Origin of the sequence: Pseudomonas sp. FGI182 (genome assembly GCF_000511325.1) — a bacterium.
GTDB lineage: Bacteria > Pseudomonadota > Gammaproteobacteria > Pseudomonadales > Pseudomonadaceae > Aquipseudomonas > Aquipseudomonas putida_Z.
Genome location: NZ_CP007012.1, coordinates 1,852,149 through 1,874,802, shown reverse-complemented (window position 1 = coordinate 1,874,802; position 22,654 = coordinate 1,852,149). Strand labels below are relative to the sequence as shown.

Annotated in this window: 16 protein-coding genes; 2 read left to right on the top strand and 14 right to left on the bottom strand. The window is 64.7% G+C overall.

Annotated elements, in window-relative coordinates; translation table 11 throughout:
• Window positions 1–9 precede the first annotated feature (9 nt).
• The 13 genes from C163_RS08380 to C163_RS08320 all read right to left on the bottom strand — a co-directional run bounded on the left by C163_RS08380 (window position 10) and on the right by C163_RS08320 (window position 19,205).
• Entirely contained in the window at window positions 10–222 is a 213-nt protein-coding gene (locus tag C163_RS08380; protein WP_025338377.1) for a hypothetical protein, read from the bottom strand.
• The gene (locus tag C163_RS08375; RefSeq protein ID WP_003259020.1) at window positions 219–689 is read right to left on the bottom strand and encodes a hypothetical protein; all 471 of its coding nucleotides are present in this window, start codon (window positions 687–689) and stop codon (window positions 219–221) included. Before C163_RS08375 ends, C163_RS08380 begins: the two co-directional genes overlap by 4 nt.
• Window positions 690–1,098: 409 nt before the next feature.
• Complete coding sequence (locus tag C163_RS08370) at window positions 1,099–1,293, bottom strand: hypothetical protein (RefSeq protein ID WP_025338376.1); 195 nt, start codon at window positions 1,291–1,293, stop codon at window positions 1,099–1,101.
• A 178-nt stretch (window positions 1,294–1,471) separates the two neighbouring features.
• The gene (locus tag C163_RS08365; protein ID WP_003259022.1) at window positions 1,472–1,876 is read right to left on the bottom strand and encodes a TraR/DksA C4-type zinc finger protein; all 405 of its coding nucleotides are present in this window, start codon (window positions 1,874–1,876) and stop codon (window positions 1,472–1,474) included.
• A gap of 569 nt (window positions 1,877–2,445) precedes the next feature.
• Complete coding sequence (locus C163_RS08360; RefSeq protein ID WP_013971834.1) at window positions 2,446–3,219, bottom strand: enoyl-CoA hydratase; 774 nt, start codon at window positions 3,217–3,219, stop codon at window positions 2,446–2,448.
• Between the two features lie 13 nt (window positions 3,220–3,232).
• Window positions 3,233–4,360, bottom strand: coding sequence for an acyl-CoA dehydrogenase (locus C163_RS08355; RefSeq protein ID WP_025338375.1), 1,128 nt, complete (start codon window positions 4,358–4,360; stop codon window positions 3,233–3,235).
• Between the two features lie 8 nt (window positions 4,361–4,368).
• Window positions 4,369–5,562 (bottom strand): acetyl-CoA C-acyltransferase, encoded by a 1,194-nt coding sequence (locus tag C163_RS08350; protein WP_024086601.1) that lies wholly within the window; start codon window positions 5,560–5,562, stop codon window positions 4,369–4,371.
• Between the two features lie 11 nt (window positions 5,563–5,573).
• Window positions 5,574–6,341, bottom strand: coding sequence for an SDR family NAD(P)-dependent oxidoreductase (locus C163_RS08345; protein ID WP_025338374.1), 768 nt, complete (start codon window positions 6,339–6,341; stop codon window positions 5,574–5,576).
• Between the two features lie 13 nt (window positions 6,342–6,354).
• Window positions 6,355–8,001 carry an acyl-CoA synthetase gene (locus C163_RS08340; protein WP_025338373.1) on the bottom strand — a complete coding sequence of 549 codons (1,647 nt, stop codon included), beginning with the start codon at window positions 7,999–8,001 and terminating at the stop codon, window positions 6,355–6,357.
• A gap of 122 nt (window positions 8,002–8,123) precedes the next feature.
• Window positions 8,124–12,554: a dermonecrotic toxin domain-containing protein gene (locus C163_RS08335; RefSeq protein WP_025338372.1), complete on the bottom strand. Its 4,431-nt coding sequence runs from the start codon at window positions 12,552–12,554 to the stop codon at window positions 8,124–8,126.
• Window positions 12,555–12,674: 120 nt separating this feature from the next.
• Window positions 12,675–17,183 (bottom strand): NEL-type E3 ubiquitin ligase domain-containing protein, encoded by a 4,509-nt coding sequence (locus C163_RS08330; protein WP_025338371.1) that lies wholly within the window; start codon window positions 17,181–17,183, stop codon window positions 12,675–12,677.
• Between the two features lie 78 nt (window positions 17,184–17,261).
• The gene (locus C163_RS08325) at window positions 17,262–18,284 is read right to left on the bottom strand and encodes an AraC family transcriptional regulator (RefSeq protein ID WP_024086600.1); all 1,023 of its coding nucleotides are present in this window, start codon (window positions 18,282–18,284) and stop codon (window positions 17,262–17,264) included.
• Window positions 18,285–18,341: 57 nt separating this feature from the next.
• Window positions 18,342–19,205, bottom strand: coding sequence for a LysR substrate-binding domain-containing protein (locus C163_RS08320; protein ID WP_015269648.1), 864 nt, complete (start codon window positions 19,203–19,205; stop codon window positions 18,342–18,344).
• 112 nt (window positions 19,206–19,317) lie between these two features.
• On the opposite strand from C163_RS08320, the gene C163_RS08315 reads away from it, so the two are divergent.
• Both C163_RS08315 and phnX read left to right on the top strand, forming a co-directional pair.
• Complete coding sequence (locus C163_RS08315) at window positions 19,318–20,424, top strand: 2-aminoethylphosphonate--pyruvate transaminase (protein WP_013971825.1); 1,107 nt, start codon at window positions 19,318–19,320, stop codon at window positions 20,422–20,424.
• A gap of 33 nt (window positions 20,425–20,457) precedes the next feature.
• Complete coding sequence (gene phnX, locus C163_RS08310) at window positions 20,458–21,285, top strand: phosphonoacetaldehyde hydrolase (RefSeq protein WP_025338370.1); 828 nt, start codon at window positions 20,458–20,460, stop codon at window positions 21,283–21,285.
• A gap of 189 nt (window positions 21,286–21,474) precedes the next feature.
• Here phnX and C163_RS08305 read toward each other — a convergent pair whose 3' ends face one another.
• On the bottom strand, window positions 21,475–22,539 hold the full coding sequence (locus C163_RS08305; RefSeq protein ID WP_025338369.1) for an AI-2E family transporter: 1,065 nt from the start codon (window positions 22,537–22,539) through the stop codon (window positions 21,475–21,477).
• Window positions 22,540–22,654: the final 115 nt, after the last annotated feature.

Genomic DNA, 22,654 nt, shown 5'->3' with positions numbered 1-22,654 from the left:
GTTGCCGCCTCACCCTTGGGCCAGGCGCTGCAACTCGCGCCGGACCATGGCCGCATAAGGCGGCGGGCCGAGGCGATACAATTCCCCTGCCACCCAGTTCAACCAGGCGCCCTGCAACTCTTCGCGCCTGACCAGCAAACGCTCGGCCTCGGCCACGGCATCCGCCTGATGCTGCCGATGGAACTCGGCACGCGTGGCGGGCGCGTCGTCACTGTGGGTCATTCACTGGCCTTGAAGGTGGTCAGCTCACCTTTGCGCCATTTGGCAACCTTGCCGGTCACCGCCTTGAGCAACTTGCCCAGGCCTTCCTGTACTTGTTGCTGAGCGGCGAACACCAGCATCACACCGTGGCCTTCACGGAACACGATGCCCTCGCCTTCGGGCACCGAGACGAAGGCATAGTCGCCCACGCCATACACGTTCAGCTTGATTTCGCGAAAGCGCATTTCCAGTTTGCCTCCTTCGCGACTGGGCAGTACGGCGGCGCGAAAGTGGTCGCCCACCTTCAGTTCCAACCGCTGCTTGTCATCGACGACCAATGCGCTTTCGGTGTCGATTTCGGCCATGTACAGGCCTTCGGGACTCTGTTCGGTGACATAGACAAAGCGGCCCTGGAACAGCTGGGCCAATTTACCGCGCAAGTCGCCCAGGGCGAACAACGCATGGGTATCAAGAGTGCTGACTGCCAATGAAGTAATCCTCAACCGGTTACAACCCGCCCTCACCCAAGCTCGGTGAGGCACGGCCATTTCTTATCGATAGGCGAAAAGAGTAATGAAGCGATATGCGAAATGTCTGTGCACGCTGGCGATGCAGCGTGCAGGAATCTTTACTCTGGCTTGCCAGATCTGGCCTCAAATACAGGCTTTCGGCATATTCCCGATACGGGAAGCGTAATGTCTGACAGCAAAACCGCCAGAAAAGATGCGACAGGCAATGCCAGAGCGCGCGTGAGAACGGGCCCTGCAATCCATCAGCGCATTACTGGGGGAAGAATATGCACGAAAACACCGAAATTCGTCGAGAGGCAAAGTACATTTCTTACAGAGGAACGCCCTGAACGACACCCTGTTCGCTCGTCGGCAGCACTCACTGCACTCAAGCCGCCAGGCCCTTCTTCAACTGCTGCTGCCAGGCCGCCTGGCACTCCAGCGCTTCTTCACGGGTGGCGAATGCGGTACCACGGCGTTCGCCATTGACCAGCACCACCCAGCAGATGCGTTTACCCAGCGCACGCAGTGTGGCGGGCACCCCCGAACCAATCATCACGGCTACATCGACCCGGCTATTCATCATTCCCTCCGGAATTTAATTAGCACCCTAACGATAAAGCCATGATACGCCTGCGTACGGCGCGGAAACAGCGCATCCCGGTACAGCAGTGTTACGTGCAGGGCAACAAAACCGCGGCCGGCAAGAAACGCAAAAAGCCCCAGGGATCGCTCCGTGGGGCTTGGCACACCGCGCGGGGTTACACCTGGCGCTGGTGGCGGTCGAGCTGCTCGTGGCGCTCCTGGGCTTCGATGCAGTACTTGGTGGTCGGGCTGATCAGCAGACGCTTCAGGCCGATTGGTTCACCGCTGTCATCGCACCAGCCGAAGCTTTCGTCGGCAATACGGTCCAGGGCCATTTCCAGCTGCGGCAGCAGGCGCTGGTCGCGGTCGATGGCGTTCACCAGCCAGCTACGCTCTTCTTCGACCGAAGCCACGTCGGCAGGATCCGACGGGGTGTCCAGGCCTTCGATGGTGGCACGGCTCAGCTCGATGCGTTCATGGGTTTCGACTTTCATCGCCTGCAGCAGGCCAGCGAAGAAAGCCAGCTGGTCAGCGTTCATGTAGTCATCGGCCGACATGGCCAGCAACTGTTCCTTGGTCATCGATTTCTCTATGAAAAAATGTGCATTTGGGCGATTCAGGTGCCGCCGACGCCTTGACATCGGCAGCGGAATTCTTCAAGCGCCAACCGGCACTCTTTTACAGGGGGCGGCAGTCTAAGGCGCCGCGTCGCGTGGAGCAACTGCAATTGGGTGCGAATTTGCTTCCATTGCTCGGAATCCGCTGGTCGGTGCATGGATGGCTGGCCCTGGGAGAGGGGCCTGTGGGGCATGGGGGGATTGAGTAGGAGTCACCAATTGCTCGCCACAACATGTTCAGCGCCTGTGAGATCGAGCGCCGCCCGCGCGGCGCTTCGCAGCGCAAGGCTGCTCCTACATTTATTTCGGGCCAATTATTCCTGAGGCGAACGCGCGCGCCCCCTTGGTGTCCACCTCGATATCGTGTCGGACAAACAAGGCGGTCGCGCGCATTGGTACAGGCGTTACTGGCCCGAAACAGATGTAGGAGCAGCCTTGCGCTGCGAAGCGCCGCGCGGGCGGCGCTCGATCTCACAGGCGCCGGACCTCTCAAGGCATGCACCCAGAGGCCCCGCGCAAATCCCCAACCAGAATCAGCGGTCCTTGAACTGCGCCTCGCGCTTGGCAATGAACGCAGCCATCCCCTCTTTCTGGTCTTCGGTAGCAAACGCCGCATGGAACACCCGCCGCTCGAAGCGTACACCCTCGCTAAGGGTGACTTCGAACGCACGGTTGACGCTCTCCTTGACCATCATGCTCACCGGAATCGACTTGCTGGCAATGGTCGCGGCCACCTTCAGCGCCTCTTCCACCAGCTCCGCCTGCGGCACGATACGCGCCACCAGGCCAGCACGCTCAGCTTCCTCAGCCCCCATCAGGCGACCGGTCAGGCACAGTTCCATGGCCTTGGCCTTGCCCACCGCACGGGTCAGGCGCTGGGTGCCGCCCATGCCCGGCAGCACGCCAAGGTTGATTTCCGGCTGGCCGAACCTGGCATTGTCCGCCGCCAGGATGAAGTCACACATCATCGCCAGCTCGCAGCCGCCGCCCAGGGCAAAGCCGGACACCGCGGCAATGATCGGCTTGCGCCGGTTGGCAATGCGGTCGGAATCGCTGAACAGGTCGTCAACGTAGATTTGCGGGTATTGCAGCTCGGCCATTTCCTTGATGTCGGCACCAGCGGCAAAGGCCTTGGCGGAACCGGTCAGCACCACGCAGCCGATGTTCGGATCGCGCTCGAGCTGGTCCAGGGCCTGGTTGATCTCGCCGACGATCTGCGCGTTCAGCGCGTTCAGCGCCTGCGGGCGGTTGAGGGTGATCAGGCCGACCTTGCCGTGGATGTCCAACAGGATGGTTTCGAATGCCATGCAGTCTGCTCCTTCAAAGATTGCGCGCAATGACCATGCGCTGAATGTCGCTGGTGCCTTCGTAGATCTGGCAAACCCGAACGTCGCGGTAGATCCGCTCCAGCGGGAAGTCACTCAGATAGCCATAACCGCCCAGGGTCTGCAAGGCATCCGAACAGACCTTTTCGGCCATTTCCGAGGCAAACAGCTTGGCCATCGACGCTTCCACCAGCGCCGGGCGCCCGGCATCGCGCAGCGCGGCAGCGTGCAGCACCATCTGCCGGGCCACGGCAATCTTCGTCGCCATGTCGGCCAGGCGGAAGGCCACCGCCTGGTGCTCGATCAGCGCCTTGCCAAAGCTCTGCCGCTCGTTGGCGTAGTCGCGCGCCACTTCGAACGCCGCGCGGGCCATGCCCACCGCCTGCGAGGCTATGCCGATGCGGCCGCCTTCGAGGTTGGCCAGGGCGATCTTGTAGCCCTCGCCTTCGGCGCCCAGGCGGTTGGCAACCGGCACGCGCACATTGTCGAAAACGATCTGGCAGGTGTCGGAGGCGTGCTGGCCGAGCTTGTCCTCGACCCGCGCCACCTGGTAGCCGGGCGAATCGGTGGGCACGATGAAGGCACTGATGCCGCGCTTGCCGGCGTCCGGGTCGGTCACGGCAAACACGATCACCACCCCGGCGTTCTGCCCGGAGGTGATGAACTGCTTGCTGCCATTGAGCACGTAGTGGTCGCCATCCAGACGTGCACGGGTCTTCAGGCTGCTGGCGTCGGAGCCTGCCTGCGGTTCGGTCAGGGCGAAGGCGCCGAGCATCGCACCGCTGGCCAACGGGGTGAGGAACTGCTCCTTCTGCTGCTCGCTGCCAAAACGCAGAATCGGCACACAGCCCACCGAGTTGTGCACGCTCATGATGGTCGAGCAGGCGCCGTCACCGGCGGCGATTTCCTCCAGGGCCATGGCATAGGCCACGTAGCCGGTGTCGCTGCCGCCCCACTGCTCCGGCACCAGCATGCCGAACAGGCCCAGCTCGGCCATCTCCTCGATGGCCTCCTTGGGGAAGCGGTGTTCCTTGTCCCATTGCTCGGCAAACGGCTTCAGGCGCTCCTGGGCAAAGGCGCGTACCGCGTCGGCGATCTGTTGTTGCTCGTCAGTTACCAGCATGGTTCACCTCAGTACAGGCATTCGACAGCCATGGCCGTGGCCTCGCCACCGCCAATGCAGATGGCCGCCACGCCACGGCGCAGGTTGTTCTGGCGCAGGGCCGACAGCAGGGTCACCAGAATGCGCGCGCCGGAAGCGCCGATCGGGTGGCCGAGGGCGCAGGCGCCGCCATGGATATTGACCTTGTCGTGCGGCAGGTCGAGGTGCTTCATGGCCGCCAGGGTGACCACGGCGAAGGCCTCGTTGATTTCGAACAGGTCGACCTCTGCCAGGTTCCAGCCCGTGCGTTTCATCAATTTGTCGATGGCACCGATCGGCGCGGTCGGGAACAGTGCCGGGGTGTCGGCAAAGGCGGCGTGGCCGTGGATCACCGCCAGCGGCTTGAGGCCGCGCTTGTCGGCTTCGGAGCGGCGCATCAGCACCAGCGCCGCAGCGCCGTCGGAAATCGAGCTGGAGTTGGCGGCGGTCACCGTGCCGCCTTCGCGGAAGGCCGGCTTGAGCTGCGGGATCTTGTCCAGGCGCGCCTTGGGCGGTTGTTCGTCGTCCTTGATGACGCGCTTCTCCTTGCCCTCGGTGACCTCGACCGGCACGATCTCGGCAGCAAAGCGACCGCTCTTGATAGCGTCCTGGGCGCGGGTCAGCGAGGCGATGGCGAACTGGTCCTGGGCTTCGCGGCTGAAGGCATTGGCCTGGGCGCAGTCTTCGGCAAAGGTGCCCATCAGGCGGCCCTTGTCGTAGGCGTCTTCCAGGCCGTCCATGAACATGTGGTCGATGATCCTGCCGTGGCCCATGCGGTAGCCGCCACGGGCCTTGTCCAGCAGGTACGGTGCGTTGGTCATGCTTTCCATGCCACCGGCCACCACCACATCGGCGGTGCCGGCCAGCAGCAGGTCATGGGCCATGATCGCCGCCTGCATGCCCGAACCGCACATCTTGTTCAGGGTGGTGCAGGTGGTGTGCTTGTCCAGCCCGGCGCCCAGCGCGGCCTGGCGCGCCGGTGCCTGGCCCTGGCCTGCCGGCAGCACGCAGCCGAACAGCACCTGCTCGACACTGGCGGCATCGATGCCGGCGCGCTCGACGGCACCACGGATGGCGGCGCTGCCCAGCTGCGGCGCTGTCAGGCTCTTGAGGTCGCCCTGCAAGCCACCCATGGGCGTGCGCACGGCGCTGACGATAACGATCGGATCATTGGCGAGGGTCATGTTCGCTCTCCTTACTTGGCAGCCATGCGCAGTGCACCGTCGAGGCGGATCACCTCGCCGTTGAGCATGCTGTTCTCGATGATGTGGCGGGCCAGCGCGGCGTACTCCTGCGGGCGACCCAGGCGCGGTGGGAATGGCACGCCAGCGGCCAGCGAGGCGCGTACTTCCTCGGTCATGCCGGCCATCATCGGCGTTTCGAAGATGCCCGGGGCAATGGTCATCACACGGATGCCGAAGCGCGCCAGTTCGCGGGCGGTCGGCAGGGTCAGGCTGGCGATGGCGCCCTTGGAAGCAGCGTAGGCTGCCTGGCCGATCTGGCCGTCATAGGCGGCGATGGAGGCGGTGTTGATGATCACCCCGCGCTCGCCCCCCTCATCGGCAGCCCCTTCGGCCATGGCCGCGGCGGCCAGGCGCAGCAGGTTGAAGCTGCCGATCAGGTTGACGTTGATGACCTTGGCAAAGCTGGCAAGGCCATGCGGGCCCTGCTTGCCCAGCACTTTCTCGGCGCCGACGATGCCGGCGCAGTTGACCAGCCCGTGCAGGCTGCCAAAGGCGCTGACGGCCGCATCGACCGCCGCCTGGGCGGCCTGCTCGTCGCTGATGTCGGCCACCGCGAAACGGGCGTTTTCGCCCAGTTCGCGGGCCTTGGCTTCGACGGCCTGGGCATTGAGGTCGACCAGCATGACCTTGGCGCCGGCCTTGACCAGCATCTGCGCGGTGGCAGCACCCAGCCCGGAGGCGGCGCCGCTGACGATGAAGTGTTTGTTGGCTATTTGCATGATCGGTTTCCTTTCAGGCGCTGGCAGGGGTGGCCTGTTGCGCTTGTTGTTTGGCGACTTCCTGGTTGCGCAGGATGAAGCGTTGCAGCTTGCCGCTCGGGGTCTTGGGCAGCTCGCTGACGAATTCGATTTCCCTTGGGTAGGCATGGGCGTACAGGCGCTGGCGCACGTGCTGGCGCAAAGCCTCTTCAAGCTCGGCGCTGCCCTGGTAACCGCTGGCCAATACCACGAAGGCCTTGATCAGCTCGGTGCGCTCCGGGTCCGGTTTGCCGATCACCGCCGCTTCGATCACCGCCGGGTGCTCGATCAGTGCGCTTTCCACGTCGAACGGGCCGACCCGGTAGCCGGAGGTGGTGATCACATCGTCGCTGCGGCCGACGAAGCTGATGCTGCCATCCTGGTTCAGCTCGACGGTGTCGCCGCTGAGGTAGTACTTGCCGACGAAGGCTTTGGTCGGCAGGCCGTGGTAGCCCGCGAACCAGCACAGCGGCGACTGCTCGCGGTCGACCGCGAGGATGCCCGGCTGGCCGGCGGGCAGTTCGTTGCCCTGCTCGTCCAGCACCACGATGCGGTGGCCGGGGATGGCAAAGCCGGCCGAGCCGAGGTGTACCGGGTGCTGCAGGCCATGGTGGTTGCACAGCACCATGCCCAGTTCGGTCTGCCCATAGTGGTCGTGGATGGTCACGCCCAGTTCGTCGGCGAACCAGCGGATCACTTCCGGGTTGAGCGGTTCGCCGGCACTGCTGACCACCCGCAGGCGGCCCTTGATCGGTGCCGAGAAGTCATCCCCGGCGGCAATCAGCAGGCGGTACGCGGTGGGCGAGCCGGCCAGGTTGGTGATGCCCAGCTTGTCGATCACCCGTGCGCAGCTTTCAACACTGAACGGGCCATCGTAGAAGGTGGTGGCATGGCCCAGCGACAGCGGGCCGGTGACCGCGTAATACAGGCCATAGGCCCAGCCCGGGTCGGCCAGGTTCCAGAAGCTGTCCTCGGGGCGCAGGTCGATGGCATCGCGCATGTAGCCCTGGAACGCGACGATGGCACGCAGCGGCACCTCCAGCGGTTTGGCCGGGCCGGTGGTGCCGGAGGTGAACATCAGCAGGAACGGGTCGTTGCCCGAGCGCATGACCGGCTCGCATTTGTCTGCGGCATTGTCCAGGCACTGCTGGAAGTCCAGCTCACCATTGGGGGCATTGACGGTGATGATGGTCGGGCAGGCGTGCACATCGTCCAGCTTGGCGCGGTTGTGGCTGTCGGTGACGACCACGCGGGCGTGGGACTGCTCCAGGCGATGTTCGATGGCCTTGGGGCCGAACGCGGTGAACAAGGGCTGGTACACCGCACCGAGACGCCAGGTGGCGAGGATGGTGACCAGCAGTTCGGGGGTGCGCGGCATCAGGCCGGCGACCCGGTCACCCGCACCCACGCCTTGCGCTTGGAGCACATTGGCGAAACGGGCAGCCAGTGTTTGCAACTGATCGAAGCTCAACCGCGCACTCTTGCCCTCGCGGTCTTCCCAGACCAGTGCGGTCTTGCCCTCACCGGCATGGCGGTCGCAACATTCGACACAGGCATTGAGGGCTTCGAGGTTGCCATGCAGCGCCGCAGCAGCAGCCTGGCCATGGTCGAACGCACGAGCGGCCTCGGTGTAATCGCGCATCGTCGGACTCCTGGTTTCTTGTTTTTGGAGTTGAACCATCGGTCCGACGATGTTCGCGCCGCGCTGGCGTTGCGGCAATGGCCTAAGTTGTCAAACTGGATGACCGGTTTGGCCGGTGGCCATCAACCCGGTGCGCGCTCCAGGCTGATCACGTAGTGCTCGGTCAGTTGCAGTTGCAACTCCAGCCGATCGGCCTGCAGCTGCGCATCCAGAGCCTGTTCCTGGTTCAGATACTGTGCTTCACCCAGTTCATCGCGCCTTACCGCGAGTGCCGCCCGCTGCTCCGCAGCGAGTTGCTCAAGGTCATTGAACGGCCGGGCGAAGCGCTGTTGCAAAAAGCGCTGCCAGAATGCGCGCGTGCACAGGTTTGCGACTACATCAACGAGAAGGTTCGCCCTTTCCACGGCCGCCTCTGCCGCCTGCAGCCGATGCTCGCTCAACCCTACGGCGGCGGCCCTGAGGCGCATTCTGGCAGGCTGGAACGGCAACCTGAGCCTGGTGCGCAAGCGTACCCTGTAGCGCATTGCTAACGTCGCCAGTACCGCGGGCTCGGCGAAGCCTTCGAGGTTTTGCCGCTCGGCCTCGACATACTCGTCAAGGCGGTCCAGACGGTGCAAGGCGCGCCCCAACGCCAGCAACTTCGAGCCTCGGGATTGCGCACCATCGCCTGCCGCGTCGCGCTCGGCATGCAGACGCAGCAGTCGGCTGAACAGGTCGATGGCACCGTTGTCATCCATTACCACATCGTCGGCCGCCAGTTGCACCTGGCGAGCGAATTCGGCGTCTGTCTCCATCATCGACAGGCACTGCCAGCCCATGCGCAACAGATAAGCCTTGGGCCAGCTGTAGTCCGCCAGGCCTTGCAGAAGCTCCAGCAGATCGAACAGGCGGGCATTTTCGTCTCGGGTGCTCAGCCGGTCCCAAAGCTCACCACGCCCATGGCTGGCGGAGTCGGAACCGACCCACCAGGCTCGGCCGATCTCTTCCTCCGGGTCCTCCAGCAGCGGCTCCAAGGCATAGAGCTTGCCGTAATCGGCCATGCTCAGGCGGTTGCCATCGACCAGGATGCGCTGGCGAAACTCCAGCGGCATGGCCAGCACGCCGTCAGGCACACCCCGCAGGAAATTGTCACGCAGGTCGGCTCGTTGCAGGAAGCCACACAGCTCGAGCCCTCTGGGCCACTCGCTGAGCCCGCAGCGGCGCAAATTCAGCTCGATCAGATGAGGCAGGTGATGGAAGCGCATTTCGTACACCCCCAGCGGGCTGTTGTAGCTCAGGTCGAGGTGGCTGAGCAGCGGCAACCCGTTCAGTGCTTCGATGGCATGAGCATCCAGGCGAATGCGGTTATGCCCCAGGCGCAACCGGCGCAGGTTGGTCAGGTAGCCAAGCCCGCGCGGGCAGCGCAACAGCTGGTTGTGGCTCAGGTCCAGCTCCTGCAGGTAGGTGAATGCCCGCAGAAACTCCTCGTTCACCACCCCGATGGTCGTCTCGCTCAGTACCAGGGTGGTGACGTGATAGAAATCGATAGGCGCAGGCATGACCGGCAACGAATCGGTTGGCAAGTCATTCAGGACCAGGCGCAGCCCCTGGCGCTTGCCGTCACTGTCGACCACCACATGGTCGCCAAGCGCCTGCCAGGCACGCAGCAATCGTTCGGCGAACAGCTGGCGTCGCGCCCGCAAAGTGTCACTCAGCGCAGCCGACACCCAACCATTGAGCGCGCGGTTCAACTGCTCAAAATCGTCCTGCAGCGCCAGGAGCGCATCGGCGACCGACACATTCTGCAGCAGCCAGCGGTCAACTTGCGTTTCCAGCGAATCGCCCAGCCCCGGGAAGAATCGCCTCAGGCCGGCCCGCAGTTGTTCCCTGGGTGTGGTGGGCAGTGCCGCGCGCCCGCTGAGCAGGTACCCGACGCGGCCATCGGCAAGGCGCTGCCCGGGGTTGAACCAGCGCTCCGTCGGCGCCCAGCCCAGCATGCGGGCGATTTCCTCATGGGTACCCAGGTGCGCCATGAGTTTCTCGCGCAAGCCCTCGGCATTGGCGTTCTCGGCCAGGCCCAAACGACCCAGCAGGTTGCGCGATTCGAGTGCGGCCAGCACAGCCTGGAAGATGCACGAGGAAGCAGGTGGCTGCATCGCGAGTTTTCGGCCCTGCCCGTCATACAGGGCAAAGACCCCTTGCTCACGCACCAGCACCCGCTGCTCGGCCGCATCGCCAACCGAACCGATGCGCTGCAACGCCACGGCATCCGCAGCAGCATTGCTCAACGCCAGGCTGAACGCATCAATGGCCTCGACATTCAGCAATGCCAACACCAGCTTGCCCGTTTCGTCGCTATATGCGCTCGGCAGATAAAACCCTGCCAACGCCCTGCTCACCTTCGCCAGCGAGCACAACGACCTGGCCTGGGTGGCCAGGCTTTGCGGCAACTTTCCACCACCGACGAACAGCTGGCGAGCGTCATGACTTGCTCCGTCGGCCAAATCGCGCGCATAGGGCTCAGGCAGCCCCAGCGCCATCAGCGGCTTGAGCAAAGGCTCCGCTGATTCGGGCAGGCGTGTCAGCCGTGCGAACAGCAGCTCGCTCGACCTTGGCCGGTCCGCCAGCACTGCCGCACGCCCCTTTACACTGCCCGGTCGGGACTCGCACCAGGCCAGCAGCTGCAAGTCCTCATCGGAGACAGTGTCGCGTTCCAGGTTGCGGAAGAACGTGTCGATCCGGGCATCGGCATCGAATGCCCTGAGGGTTTCCCGCAAGGTGGCGGGCGTTCGCCGGTTTTCCACCAGCAGGCCGCGCAGTTCGTCCTCATCGATGCCGGCCATGCGCAAGATCCGCTGCGCCTGCTGGCCATCGAAAGGTTGATCGCGCGGCCAAAGGGTATCGAGCATTTTCGCAGGGTCGCGCCAACGCTGCGGCTCATCGTGCATCAGGCGCCAGCTGCGTTCGCCATTGTGCAGCACGACGGGGCCGTACGCCTCTTCGCGACCGGGATGGCGCAGACGCCAGGGGCCATCGGGGTCAGGCCGATGAACTTCGTAGAAGACCCCGTCGGCCTTCATCCAGCGGCGCTCGCCATCGGCATAGGCCCCGTCCGCACCCAAGGTGATCGTTTCAGGGGTCGAGGCAAAGGCTGCCAGATCTCGGGACCACAAACGCCCCGCCCCATTGGCGAGCCTTACCGGCTCCAGCGCCGCGACAAACGCGCTGCGCACGAAGGTGACGCCCGCCACCGTCGCGGCGGTGCCCGCCAGTATCTCGGCAACGCCCAGCATGTGCTCCAGCGCCTCGTGCTGATGGCCTCGCAACCAGTCCTGCGTGCCCTCGAAAACCTCCGAGAGGGTATGGGCCACCAGTTGCCCGAGCAGCAAGCCGCCCACCACAGGAATGAACAGGCCCGCGAGGTTGAGCACATCGAGGCCGGCGGCCTTCCACGCCTCATGCCGCTCACGCGATGCGGTTTCATCGGCATCGGCGGTCGGCACCAGCAACAAGCGACCATCCTGCTTCACCCGGTTTGTCTGCTGTGCAGCCAGCGCCTGGAAAATGTCATGCTGTGGCACGCTGCCATCGAGTTCCAGGTCCGGCTGATCATCCTTCAGGCGGGCCTGCAGCTTGTGCATGAACACGGCACGCTGATCCAGGCCGATCAACTGGCTGAACGCCTGGCGATAGGGTTCATGGCGCAGCTCGGCCACCAACGCGCGGTTGATCGAGGCATGGTCGTCGAAGTGTCGCAACGCCTGTACCGGGTCGCTGGGCAGGTAGAGCACGCCGCCCTGCGTTTGCCCATGTGTGTCGCGAAGTTGAATCCACACACCATCCGCCACTGGGCAACCGAGGGCTTCAAGCAGGCCCGGGTGGCCCGTGAGGCTGGCGGATCGCCGATCCGCGGGTTCATTCACCAGGGCTTGCAATGCCTCCTTGACCGGCTCGGTGATCTCGCCTTTCAGCGCGGCAACCTGCACGGCCAGACGCAGCCCGGAGCGCTTGTCTTCACAAAGGACGCGTTGTGCCGTGGCGTCGAATGTCTGGTCCAGCTCCTGCTGGTACAGGCGCCCGGCATCGAGCTTGCGGCACGCCTCGACCAGTTCATCGGTGCCTGGCGAAAGTACCCGTTCCTGCCCCGGCGCGACCAACCCGGTTCCCAGATAGAAATCGTTGCTGGCGGCAAAGTTGCGCATCAGGCGGAGCAAGCCGTTTTCACGCCGTTGCCCGTAGGTGGGAAATGGCGACTCAGCGCCGGGCGTGGACGAAAAACGATGGGAAACCTCCAGCCACTCCAACTGCCAGAACGCTACGTCGCCCGGCAGCGGCTCGCGCAACAAACTGGCGAATTGCCGTTCGGCGAACTGCTGTGGTGACGGCAGCGCCAGGGTGATCCCGCGCAACCGGGCCTGGGTGGCATGATGGGCTTCCAGGTTTTCGCGCAAGGTACGTATCTGGCTTTGCGTGGCCTGTTTGAGCCAGGCAGGCAACCGGTCACCGATGAAACCGTCGTGCAAGTGGCTGGAAGACGCAGAGGCGGGTTGTGGTGCGTGTGGTTCGCGGGTCATGGCAGGTCCCTGGATGGCTGTCGAAAGCCACGCATGGTGTGCAACCTGCCGGCGCTTGCGCAGAGGGAACCCCTGCGGTAGAAGCAGGGCGGCACACTGCGTGCCGCCCGTGAAGCGCCGTCACTTTGCCTCTGGCACCATGAACGCTTCGCGCGTAAGGCGCTGGGCAAGGCTGGCCAGGGCCTGCTCGCGCTCATCGCGCAGGGCGTTGCTCAGGTTCCAGTACTCGTCACTGGTCAAGGTCTCCCTTTGCTCGTCCAGAGTTTCCAGTCGCAGGGAGAATTGCGTTTCAAGGGTTTCGAAGTCGTCCGCATGCTCTGCCCGCAGTACCGGCAACCAGAAATCACGCTCGCTGATGAACACGACCCGTTGCTCGCCCGCCTCCACCTCCAGCACTTCCTTGAAGGCCTCCTCCAGTTGCAGCGGCGACACGTTGGCCAGCCTGCCAAACTGCATGTGGCGAGGTTGGCCCAACAGGTCCAGGCGCTGGGCCAAGCCGCTGAGGTAGGCAAGATTGACCTCCACCTCCTCTTCATCATGGTTCCCGCGGCTCCAACGTCCATCCTGGTAGCGGGTGTCGATTTCGCGTCGGGCGATTTTCTCTACCCAGTGCACGCGAAACAGTCGTTTGGCCAACTGCAGGCGTGCCGCGCGGGTCGAAATCGGGTCGCCGCCGCGGGTGGCCTGCTCGACATGCATGCGCACCTCGAGGCGGCTGAACACGGTGGAAACGCTGTCCACACAGGTGGTGGGCTCCGCTGCCAGGTCAAACAGCGCCATGCGCGTGGCGGTATCGGCATGGGCGGCATCCAGCATTGCCCATACCCTGAACCCGAGTTCGGCCGGCGCCTTGCTGAATTCGGCCGTGCTCGTCAGTTGCCTGAGCAGCTCGAAGAAAGCCAGGCTGCCGGGCTCGGCATTCAGCGCATCCCATTTCCCTTGCCGCTCCTGCCGCGCCGCTGGGTCCAGGGTCTGCAGCCATTGTTCCCGGGCCGGGGCGTGCCGTTGCGGGCGGGGCGTGGCCAGCAGGCGTTCGGCGGCATAAAGGCGATCGAGATCCTGCACTGGCAGCGCATTGCCCTCCAGGTGCATGGCACGGCGCAACTGCAACGGGGCCTGAAACAAGGCTGCCGGCAACTCGGCTATCTGGTTGTTGCGAAGATCGGCGAACACCAACAGGCTACACCACTCCAGGCCCCGGGGCAGCGCCGTCATCTGCACGCGGTTCAAACGCAGGATCCGCAAGCTGGGCAGCCGCTCGAACTGTAGCCTGATGTCGCCGAGCGGGTTGTCACTCAGGTCCAGCGAACGCAAGAGCGCCAGGCCGGTCAGCACATTGGCCTGCGGCTCCGAGATACGAATACGGTTGCGCGGCATCAGCAACTGGCGCAAGGCGGTCAACCGCTCCAGCCCCGCAGGTAGCGTGCGCAAGGCGTTGTCGCTCATGTCCAGGCACAGCAGATTGGGGAAGCAGGCGAGGAACCCCGACGGGATGGCATCCAGACCGAGCGCCGACAGGGTCAATTCCGACACGTGCGAGAAGTCCGTCCCGACCGGCAACACGGGCAGGCTGCCCACCGGTACGGCGACGATGCTCAGGCTGAGCACCGCATCGTTGCCGATAGCCCCGACGGCGCGGTCGCTGCGCATCTGCCAGGCACGCCGCAACGAATCTGCGACACGTCTGCGTGCGCGGCTGGCGCTGCCCGCCACCTCTTCAACCCAGGCCAGCAAGCTGTCATCCAGGCGGCGGTATTCCTGCTCGACGCGCAGCAGGTTCTCGAACAGGCCCCCGCGCATGTCCAACAGGCTCTGGACATAGCGATCGACGCCGGCATCCCCGATACCGGGATACAACGCGCGCACCCGCTGCCGCACCACGCGCTCCGGCGAGCCGATGCACGACTGGCAGCCACCCAGTGGATAGCCCGCTCGGCCATCGGCCAAACGCTGCATGGGCGATGCCATGGGCCTTGCCTCCCGCCAGCCGAGCAGGCGCAGCAGGGCCTGCCGGTCACCGGGTAGCCAGGCCTGCATCTGCTCGCGGATTCTGGTCGGCGCATCGACGCCATTCCAACCCTGTCGCACCCGGTATTCCACCGGCAGGCAAGCGGCCAGCACCTCGAACAGCCCCTCGGGGGCGGCGACCTCGCGCTCATCCGGCAAGCCTCTGTCGTTGTAGAGCTGGAAGCGCCCCTCCCGCCTGACCAGCACCACGGCCTGCTCAAGGTCGGTCTCGGCGAACAGCCGCTCCATCGCCGCCCCGGCATACGGGTCACGGCGCAACACCAGGTTGAACCCGGCAGCGCCGGGGCCATGCCGACGCAGCAGGGCAAAGACCAGCGCCACCACTTCCGGCCGATAACTGCCCTGCAGGTACAACGCTTCGCGCATACGGGTCAGGCGCGCCAGTTGCAGGGCCACCCGCGCCTGTTCAGCCAACGCCAGCGGCAGGCGGGACTCTGCCTGCATGCGCAAGCGCACAGCCTCGCTGGCCTGCTCCAGCACATCGAGGGCATAGGCCTCTGGCAGCGTCGGGAAGTCGCGCTGGATCAAGCCCAGCAGCGGGTCGTCGGCCAGGTAAAGCCTGGAGAAATGCTCGAGCATCGCCTCACGCAACTCGCTTGCCGCGTCACGGATCGACAGCACCTGTTCTTCGACGGTTTCACCCTGCAGATGCAACCGTTCGATGCACCATTGCCACAGCTCGGTAGCGGTATCAGCCTCCCCCGCTTCAAGCCGGCTGAAAAAGGCCTGCGCGCGTGCGTCCACGGCAAAGCGCTGCAAGGTATCGCGCAGCTGCACCGGCAACCCGCGCCGTTCCACCAGCAGGCCACGCAAGTAGGCCTCGTCGACATCCGCGACCTTCAGCACCTGCTCCACCCGCACGGCGTCCATCGCGGCCACCGCTGGCCAAAGCCGCCCGAGCAACAGTGCGGCGCCCTGCCATTCCAGTGGCCGCTCGTAAGCCAGCCGCCAGCCACGCGCAGAGCAACGTTCCAGCACCGGCCCGAACGCCGCGTCACCTTCGGCATGCAGCAAGCGCCAAGCGCCATTGGCGGTTTGCCTTACCCGATACAAGGCACCATTCGACCGCCACCAATGACGCTCACCCTCGGCGAGCAAGCCGTTGTCGAGCTCCGTCAGCTGAACGGGTGGAGTAGTGTCCTGGTAAGGCGCCAGCTCATTGCGCCACAGCCGTTGCCGGCCATCTTCGGTGATGACCGGCTCCAGGGTGTCGACGAATGCGCTGCGGGCCAGGTGGGCACCGACAACCACCGCACCGGTGGTTGCCACGCTGAAGGCCACCTGAAGCATATGCGTCAAGGCCTCATGCTGATGGCCCAACTGCCAGTCACGCACGCCCTCGAAGGTCTCGATCAACAGTTGCCTGGCTAGGTCCGCCACCAGCAAAGCCCCGATGACCGGCACAAACAGGCCCGCCAGGTTGAGCAATACCAGGCCGGCGCCTTTGAGCTCGTCCAGGCGCTGCTCCGCAGCCGCGTCGTCGGCCTGGGCGGTGGGCACCGCAAGGAAACGTGCATCGGCCTTGATTCGCTGCATGTGCCAGGCGGCCATCGACGCAAAACCGTCCCCCGCTTCCAACACCCTGCGGGGTTCCAGGTCAGGTTGTGCATCCTGCAAGCGGGTGGCCAGGGCCTGCTCGCAAGTGGCGCGATCACCCATGGCAATGCGCCGAAAGAATGCCTGCCGATAGTCCTGGTTGCCCATCGCCGTGGCCAGGACGCGGTTCGCCTCATCCCAATTGGCGAACGCGCGCAGGGGTTGCGCCTGATCGTCAGGGGTATACAGGATCACTCTTTTCAAGCGCCCAGGTACCCCGAAGGGAAACGTGGACTGGTGGCGGGGCTGCTCGATCAACTCAACGGCCAGCGCGCCATCCACCCGGCAGCCAAGGACCTGCAGCGCACCGATCTCCAACTGCAGCGGCGCCTTGATCACGGCGGGTTCATCCTTGCACGCGATACGCAGCGTCAGCAGGTCTTCCGCATCCAGCTGCTGCTTGATGGCCGCGATCTCGACCGCCACGGCCAGTTCCAGGCGCCGGTCGGAGGCCAGGGCTTTTTCAAAGTCAGGGGTCAATACCTGCGCCAGGTGCCGCTGGTAGGCGCTGCCGACATCCACCTGGCGGCACAGGCTGACAATCCGCTCGATGTCTTCGCTCACCACCTGCTCGTCCTGGTGGGCTCCCGGGAGGGTCAAGGCGGTGCCGAGGAAGAAGGACTCGTTGGCCTTGAAGTTCTGCAACAGCTTTTGCAAGGCCGGCATGCGCACGAAGTACGGTTGATAATCAGGGATCAAGCCCGTTCTCACATCCAGCCGTGCGCGTGTTTCGCGCCACACCAGTTTGTCCAGGTCGACCTGCAGCTTCAGCTGGCTGTCCTGGCGCAAGGCAGGCTCGAACAGTTGCTTGGCGAAACGGTCCAGAGGCTGCAGGCGGTCGGCGAACCCTGCCATCTTCCGCTGGCTCGCCAGATAGGCGTTGAAACGCAATTGCAGCCTGGCAAGCTGCTTGGGCTTGGCCGCCTTCAGCCAGGCGGGCAAGCTTTGGGCGATGAAATCTTCGGCGGGGTGACGCAACTTGGGATGCAAGGCAGGTTGAGACATCGTCGATTTCCTGGTCAGTGATCGACTTGTCACGATGCTTGCCAGCGGCGGCGGCCGGCAGCGGGAAGGCGTGGTTCCCTAGCCGCCACTGCCGCGCTTGAGGATCAGCGCACGGTAATGCCCAGGGTTGCAGCCGAACCACTTGCGAAACGCCTTGTAGAACGAACTGCTGTCGGCAAAGCCCAGGCGTTCGGCGATTTCGCCCATGGCCGCGTCTTCCTGGCTCAGCCAAGCAATTGCAAGCTCACGACGCACGCTGTCCTTCAACCCTTGGTAGTTCTGCCCCTCTTCGGCCAGCCGCCGGCGCAGGGTAGAAGGCGACAGGCACAACTGGCGCGCCAGGCTGTCGCCATCGGGCCACTGCCCCGGGTCCAGGCGCAGCAGGTCGGTGCGAATGCGCCGCCCGAGGCTGGCCGGGTCACGGTACTTGACCAGGATGTTGCCCGGCGCCTCGGCCAGAAAGCGCTGCAGTTCTTCTTCGCTGCGCCGCAGCGGCAGCTCGAGGCACTCGGCAGCGATGATCATGCGCGTGCGCGGGCGCTCGAACTGCAGGTTTTCCGAAAACATCACCCGGTAGTCATCGCAGAACGGCGGTTCGGCACAGCGCAGATCGATAGCCAGGATCGGGATACGCCGCCCGGCCAGCCAGCAGGTCACCCCGTGCACGATCATCCAGAAGGTGAAATAGGTGAAAGCGCGGCGCGGTGTGTCACGCGGTTCGTTGATGACGATTTCGGCCAGGCCTTGCTGGCGCACCAGGCTTGGCTGCAGGTCTTCGAGCATCAGTGACAGGAACGCCAGCGCGGTTTCCAGGCCGGCGCCCAGGGTTGGCTGGCCCATGCTGGCACGGCACATGAACGCCAGGCTGCCGCTGCGCAGACCGCGCGGGTCCATGGCGAAGAACTCATCGTTGCAGCGCCGCGCCAGCAGACGCCAGAGCCGGGCATAGGACTCGGCACTGACCCGTGCCGCTGGCAGGTGCAGCTGTTCGACGGCGATACCCGCCCGGGCCAGCAAGCCGGTATCGGGCTCGCCGGCGGGGCAAGTCTGCAACAGCGCTTCGCGCACCAGCTGCATGGAAATGGTGTCTTTCTCGCTCATCGACGGTCCTGTCGGCTCAATGCCGGCCATCTTAGGCCGCCCCGTTGAAAACAGCCATCACAGCCCCGCCGCCAGGCCGAGGAACGCCTGGATCAGGCGCAGCTCACGGCGGCGCTCCAGGCAGCCGATCAGGTGCTGGTTGACCAGGCCGTCACCGGCCAGCGGGCGTGCCACCACCCGCGGGTCATTGGCGACTTCGGTGGACGACACCACGCCAATGCCCAGCTCCGAGGCCACCGCTTCGGTCACCGCCTCGCGGCTGTCCAGCTCCAGCAGCACCCGAGGTTGCACGGCGGCCTTGCTGCAGGCCTTGTCGAAGGTGCGCCGGGTGGTGGAGCTGGGTTCGCGCAACACCATGATCTGCTGGTGCAGCTCAGCCAGCGGCAAATCACCCTCGCCGCTGGCCCAGGCATGCCCCGCCGGCAGCAAGGCGCACAACCGCGACTCGCACAGGTTCTGCAAATGCAGGCCTTTGCGCGGCTCGATCTCGGTTAGCACGGCCACGTCGGCATGTTCGCTGAGCAATGCCGCCAAGGTTTCCTGGGCATTGCCCAGGCGCAGGTTGACGGTAATGCCCGGGTAGCGCTCGCGCAGCAGCGCCAGCATCGGCATGACCCGGTGCGGGCCATCGGCCGCCACCTCCAGGCGCCCGGTCAGCAATTGCCGGTTGGCCTCGAGCATGGCCTGCGCCTCTTCGGCCAAGCCGAACATGGCGCGGGTGATGGCCGCCAGGCGGGTGCCCTCTTCGGTCAACTCCACCCGCCGCGCGGTACGCCGCAGCAAGGTGATCTGGTAGTGCTCCTCCAGCGCCTTCACGTGCCCGGTCACCGCCGGCTGGCTGATGAACAGGCGTGCGGCGGCACGGGTAAAGCTGCCCTCACGGGCCACGGCATCGAAGGCACGCAACTGGAACAGGTTCATATTTATCGGCCTGACTTATAGCTCGGATAACAACAAACAATTTGATTGATGACAGCGCCAATTGCAACCTAGGCCCCGTAGTTTCAGCCCACCGCTTGTGAGGAATAACGGAATGAGCAACGCCCCGATTCTGCTGACCCCCGGTCCCCTGACCACATCAATCCGCACCCGCCAAGCCATGCTGGTGGACTGGGGCTCCTGGGACCGCGACTTCAACCAATTGACTGCCAGTGTCTGCGAGCAACTGCTGGCCATCATCGACGGCAGCGCCAGCCACCACTGCGTACCCCTGCAAGGCAGCGGCACCTTCGCCGTGGAAGCGGCCATCGGCACCCTGGTGCCGCGTGACGGCAAGGTCCTGGTGCTGATCAATGGCGCCTATGGCCAGCGCCTGGCGAAGATCTGCAAAGTGCTGGGCCGTGCCTACAGCACCTTCGAAACCGCCGAAGACCAGCCGACCACCGCCGCCGACGTCGACCGCCTGCTGGCCGCCGACCCGGCCATCACCCACGTCGCGCTGATCCACTGCGAAACCAGCACCGGCATCCTCAACCCGCTGCCCGAGATCGCCCAGGTGATCAAAGGCCACGGCAAGCGCCTGATCATCGACGCCATGAGCTCGTTCGGCGCACTGCCGATCGATGCTCGCGCCATCCCCTTCGAGGCGCTGATCGCCGCCTCCGGCAAATGCCTGGAAGGGGTACCTGGCATGGGCTTCGTGTTCGCCGAGAAAACCGCCCTGGCCGCCGCCGAAGGCAACGCCCACTCGCTGGCCATGGACCTGCACGACCAGCACACCTACATGGCCAAGACCGGCCAGTGGCGCTTCACCCCGCCGACCCACGTGGTTGCTGCCCTGCACGAAGCGCTGCAGCAATACAACGAGGAAGGTGGCCTGCCAGCGCGCCACCAGCGCTACGCCGACAACTGCAAGACCTTGCTCGACGGCATGGCCGCCATCGGCCTGCGCAGCTTCCTGCCTGCCGAGATCCAGGCGCCGATCATCGTCACCTTCCACGCACCGAACGATCCCCGCTACCAGTTCAAGGACTTCTACGAGCGGGTCAAGGCCAAGGGCTTCATCCTCTACCCGGGCAAGCTGACCCAGGTGGAAACCTTCCGTGTCGGCTGCATCGGCGTGGTTGGAGCGGATGGCATGCAGGCCGCCGTGAATGCCGTGGCCGAGGTGCTGCGGGAAATGGAAGTGCTGGACATCTGACCCTTTGCCCACCAATTTCAGGAACAAGCGCACATGAACTACAGCAACCCTACCCAGCTGCAAGCCGCCATCCTTGACTGGGCCGGCACCGTGGTCGACTTCGGCTCCTTCGCCCCGACCCAGATCTTTGTCGAAGCCTTTGCCGAATTCGATGTGCAGGTGTCCATCGAAGAAGCCCGCGGCCCGATGGGCATGGGCAAGTGGGACCACATCCGCACCCTGTGCGATGTGCCGGAAATTGCCGAGCGCTACCGCAAGGTGTTCGGCCGTACCCCGACCGACGATGATGTCACCGCCATCTACAACCGCTTCATGCCGCTGCAGATCGAGAAGATCGCCGTGCACTCGGCGCTGATCCCCGGCGCCCTGGACACCCTCACCGGGCTGCGCCAGGACGGCCTGAAGATCGGCTCTTGCTCGGGCTACCCGAAGGTGGTGATGGACAAGGTGGTGGAGCTGGCCGCGCAGAACGGCTACGTGGCCGACCATGTGGTGGCCACCGACGAAACCCCGAACGGCCGCCCATGGCCGGCCCAGGCCCTGGCCAACGTGATCGCGCTGGGTATCGACGATGTGGCGGCGTGCGTGAAGGTCGACGATACCGTGCCAGGCATTCTCGAAGGCCGCCGTGCCGGCATGTGGACCGTGGCCCTGGTGTGCTCGGGCAATGCCCTGGGGCTGACCTGGGAAGGCTACCGCGCGCTGAGCGCCGAGAAGCTGGAAAGCGAGCGCCAGCGCATCCACGCCCTGTTCGCCGGCTCCCGCCCGCACTACCTGATCGACACCATCAACGAACTGCCCGAAGTGATCGCCGACATCAACCGGCGCCTGGCCAAGGGTGAGATGCCGCAGGCATCCTGAACGTTTGCGTGATACCTGAACGTTTGCGCGATAGATGTAGGAGCGGCCTTGTGTCGCGATCGGGCTGCGCAGCAGCCCCAGGGTTTCTGCGTCAATGCGAAATTTGCTGGGGCTGCTGCGCAGCCCGATCGCGACACAAGGCCGCTCCTACAAGGATCGCCGTATCGGCAGGCCTTTCTCGAACAAGTGCTACTCCGGCAACTGCACCCGGGGTTTGGTTGCCGCGAAGATCGCCCAGCTCGACACGAACAGCGCCGCGATCAATGGCCCGATCACGAATCCGTTGAGCCCGAAAACCGCCAGCCCGCCCAGCGTCGACACCAGAATCAGGTAGTCCGGCATGCGCGTGTCCTTGCCCACCAGGATCGGCCGCAACAAGTTGTCCACCAGGCCGATCACCAGCACGCCGAACGCGGTCAGGATCACCCCCGACAAAATCGCACCAGTCAGCAGGAAGTACGCCGCCACCGGCGCCCACACGATCCCCGCCCCTACCGCCGGCAACAGCGACAGAAACGCCATCAGCACCGCCCACACCAGCGCACTCGGTATATCCAGCACCCAGAAAATGAAACCACCCAGCGCCCCCTGGGTAATGGCCACCAGCACGTTGCCTTTTACCGTCGCCCGCACCACACGGTTGAACTTCAGCTGCAAACGGCGTTTCTGGTGTTCGGGCAGCGGCACTGCCAGACGCACCTGGCGGGCGACCTCCGCGCCTTCGCGCAGGAAGAAGAACAACAGGTACATCATGATGCCGAAGCTGATCACGAACTCGAACGTGCCCTGCCCGAAGTTGAACGCCTGGCTGGCCAGCACCTGGCTGCCTTGGGTGGCCCATTTGGTGATCTTGTCGCGCAGCCCGTCGAGATTGCCCATGCCCATGCTGTCCAGCCCCCGCTGGGCAAAAGCCGGAAGCATGTCCTTGCCGCGCTCGACATAGCCGGCAATATCCAGCTCCCCGTGCTCGATGCGCTGGTACAGGGCGGCTCCCTCCTGCACCAGCAGCGCGCTGGTGATGATCACCGGCAGGATCGCCACCAGCAGGCACACCAGCAAGGTGGCCGCCGCAGCCAGATTGCGCCTTCGGCCGAAACGCAGCAGCAGGTGGCGCTGCAGCGGGGCGAACAGGATGCCGAGTATCACCGCCCAGAAGATCGCACCGTAGTACGGCAGCAGGATCCAGATGAAGGCAATGGTCACCAGCGCCAGCAGTACTGCCAGGGCTTTGTTCTGCAGGGCGGTCTGGTTCATCGCGGGTCCTCGCATGGCTTATGCGTTATTAGTGCGCCGCACCTTGGCAAAAGTGCCGCCATTCCCTTGATGCAAATCAATACGGGCCGTATCTGCCAACCCTAGCATCCGCACC

Excerpts from the sequence above, each read along its gene's own strand:
- C163_RS08380 (WP_025338377.1), bottom strand. The coding sequence starts at position 222 with ATGACCCACAGTGACGACGCGCCCGCCACGCGTGCCGAGTTCCATCGG.
- C163_RS08370 (WP_025338376.1), bottom strand. The coding sequence starts at position 1,293 with ATGAATAGCCGGGTCGATGTAGCCGTGATGATTGGTTCGGGGGTGCCC.
- C163_RS08365 (WP_003259022.1), bottom strand. The coding sequence starts at position 1,876 with ATGACCAAGGAACAGTTGCTGGCCATGTCGGCCGATGACTACATGAAC.
- C163_RS08360 (WP_013971834.1), bottom strand. The coding sequence starts at position 3,219 with ATGGCATTCGAAACCATCCTGTTGGACATCCACGGCAAGGTCGGCCTG.
- C163_RS08355 (WP_025338375.1), bottom strand. The coding sequence starts at position 4,360 with ATGCTGGTAACTGACGAGCAACAACAGATCGCCGACGCGGTACGCGCC.
- C163_RS08350 (WP_024086601.1), bottom strand. The coding sequence starts at position 5,562 with ATGACCCTCGCCAATGATCCGATCGTTATCGTCAGCGCCGTGCGCACG.
- C163_RS08345 (WP_025338374.1), bottom strand. The coding sequence starts at position 6,341 with ATGCAAATAGCCAACAAACACTTCATCGTCAGCGGCGCCGCCTCCGGG.
- C163_RS08340 (WP_025338373.1), bottom strand. The coding sequence starts at position 8,001 with ATGCGCGATTACACCGAGGCCGCTCGTGCGTTCGACCATGGCCAGGCT.
- C163_RS08335 (WP_025338372.1), bottom strand. The coding sequence starts at position 12,554 with ATGACCCGCGAACCACACGCACCACAACCCGCCTCTGCGTCTTCCAGC.
- C163_RS08330 (WP_025338371.1), bottom strand. The coding sequence starts at position 17,183 with ATGTCTCAACCTGCCTTGCATCCCAAGTTGCGTCACCCCGCCGAAGAT.
- C163_RS08325 (WP_024086600.1), bottom strand. The coding sequence starts at position 18,284 with ATGAGCGAGAAAGACACCATTTCCATGCAGCTGGTGCGCGAAGCGCTG.
- C163_RS08320 (WP_015269648.1), bottom strand. The coding sequence starts at position 19,205 with ATGAACCTGTTCCAGTTGCGTGCCTTCGATGCCGTGGCCCGTGAGGGC.
- C163_RS08315 (WP_013971825.1), top strand. The coding sequence starts at position 19,318 with ATGAGCAACGCCCCGATTCTGCTGACCCCCGGTCCCCTGACCACATCA.
- phnX (WP_025338370.1), top strand. The coding sequence starts at position 20,458 with ATGAACTACAGCAACCCTACCCAGCTGCAAGCCGCCATCCTTGACTGG.
- C163_RS08305 (WP_025338369.1), bottom strand. The coding sequence starts at position 22,539 with ATGAACCAGACCGCCCTGCAGAACAAAGCCCTGGCAGTACTGCTGGCG.